1 protein-coding gene and 1 pseudogene are annotated in these 2,309 nt (G+C 68.8%); both read right to left on the bottom strand.

From position 1 onward, the window contains the following. Positions 1 to 1,463 (bottom strand): annotated as a pseudogene (locus ACIQTP_RS46950) (condensation domain-containing protein); the annotation flags it as partial. A gap of 159 nt (positions 1,464 to 1,622) precedes the next feature. After that, a partial coding sequence (locus ACIQTP_RS46945; protein ID WP_403412381.1) for a phosphopantetheine-binding protein occupies positions 1,623 to 2,309 on the bottom strand: 687 nt, incomplete at its 5' end.

Here is a 2,309-nt window from a genome sequence, read left to right as displayed (position 1 = left end):
CTCACCACGGCAAGCGCATCCGGAGTCCGCACCACCTGGGCCTCGAACAGCTCCGGCAGCGTCACATCCGGAACCTCACGAGCCGTGTCGTTCCAATCGACCAGCAGACGTCGCCGTTCTTCGGCACCGAGCACATCGATCTCGCGGACGGCCCGATCGGGCGCAGCGACGACTGTCTCCAGGACGCGTGCCAAGCGGTCCGCAAGACCCTGCGCGGTCTCCGCCGTGAACAGGTCGGTCCGGTAGTCGAGCCGCCCGCGCAATCCCGAGGGGGCGCCGCCCTCCGCGTGCGTTTCGCCGAGGTTGAACGACAGGTCGAACTTGGCCGTCGCGCCCTCCGTGCGTTCGGGACGAACGGTCAGACCAGGAAGAGCAAGATCCGGTTCGGCGACGTTCTGGAAGGTGAGCATGACCTGGAAGAGGGGGTGCCTGGCCATGGAGCGAGCCGGGTTGAGGACCTCCACCAACCGCTCGAACGGCACGTCCTCGTGCTGGTACGCCGCCAGATCCGTCTCACGGACCCGCTCGACGACCTCCCGGAACGTCGGATCGCCCGACACGTCGCTCCGCAGGACCAGCGTGTTCACGAAGAACCCGACGAGATCGTCCAGGGCGTCGTCGGTCCGTCCCGCCACCGGGGTACCGATGGGGATGTCCTCGCCGGCGCCCATCTTCGACAGCAGCACCGCCAGCGCGGCCTGCACGGTCATGAACACGCTCGCACCGCAGGAGCGGGACAGCTCCACCAGCCGGGCGTGCACCTGCGCCGGAACACGCACCTCCACGGAGGCGCCGTCATGGGAGGCGACGGCCGGACGCGGGAAGTCGACCGGCAGTTCCAGCTGTTCCGGAATCCCGGACAGAGCTTCCCGCCAGAAGGCGACCTGCGCGGCGATCACGCTGTCCGGGTCGTCCTCGTCGCCCAGGACCTCGCGCTGCCACAGCGTGTAGTCCGCGTACTGCACCGGAAGCACGTCCCACATCGGCGCGACACCCTGACAGCGGGCCGCATAGGCCTGCGACAGGTCCCTGGCCAGAGGCGCCATCGACCAGCCATCAGCGGCGATGTGATGCAGGGCCATCACCAGAACCCACTCGTCGACGGAGTCGGCGACCTCCAGCAGCCGGACCCGCCACGGCAGATCCCGTTCCAGGTCGAACCCCGTGCCTGTCACATCGGCCACCTCCGAGGCAACGTCCTCAGCGGCCGAAGACTTCACGACAACCTCGGGTATGCCCGCCGCGCCTTGCAGGATCTCCTGCCGCGGTTCGCCGTCCACCTGCGGGAACACCGTCCGCAGGCTCTCGTGCCGACCCGCCACATCCGCCAGCGCGGCCCGCAACGCCTCCACATCCAGCGCCCCGCTCAGCCGCAGCACAAGCGGAATGTTGTACGTGGCGGACGCGCCTTCCAACTGGCCGAGGAACCACAGACGGCGCTGGGCGAACGACACCGGAATCACAGGAACAACCTTTCGCTTGCTCCCTCGCACAGAGGGATCACCGCCAACCAAGGCAGCGGGGTTACATGAGGTACGTGCGAGCGGGCCGGGCGGGTGGCGCGGGCCCGAGGATTGCTCCTCAGGCTCCGCCGCTCGTGCCGGCCAGATGGAGACGCGGCGTCATTCGCCGTCTTCCTGGAGGGGGCGCATACGTTGCAGCTTGGGTCGCTTCTTCGCCGCGGCGGCTGACGCGACTTCTGTCGCCAGCAGAGCCACCGTGGGTGCCTCGAACAACGACCGAACCGTGACTTCCACGCCCAGCGCGAGCCGGATTCTGCGCACGAGCCGAGTGGCCAGGAGAGAGTGTCCGCCGAGGTCGAAGAAGCTGTCGTCGATGGAAACGGGTCCGCTACCGAGCACTTCGGCGAAGAGGCCGCACAGGATCTCCTCCCGCGGCGACCGAGGCGCCCGCCCGGATGCGCCCGACGTATACGTGGGGACCGGCAGGGCGCGCCGGTCCAGCTTCCCGTTCGGCGTCAACGGCAGAGCGTCCAGCACCACGAACGCCGAAGGCACCATGTAGTCCGGCAGGCTACGGCGAGCATGACCGCGCAGCTCAGCGGTGACAGCCGCCGACGACATGTCATCCGCGGAGGCATCAGCCGTGGGTACCACGTACGCGACGAGCCGCTTGTCGCCCGGCTGGTCCTCCCGGACCACGACCGCCGCCCGGGCCACCTGCCCATGCCCCGCCAGGACCGCCTCGACCTCGCCCGGCTCGATACGGAAACCCCGCACCTTCACCTGAGCATCCGCACGCCCCACGAACTCCAGCACACCATCCGCAGACCACCGCACCACATCCCC

Source organism: Streptomyces sp. NPDC090798 (genome assembly GCF_044768965.1).
GTDB lineage: Bacteria > Actinomycetota > Actinomycetes > Streptomycetales > Streptomycetaceae > Streptomyces.
The sequence above is the reverse complement of the archived record's forward strand: the minus strand, read 5'-3'. Positions and strand labels throughout refer to the sequence as shown.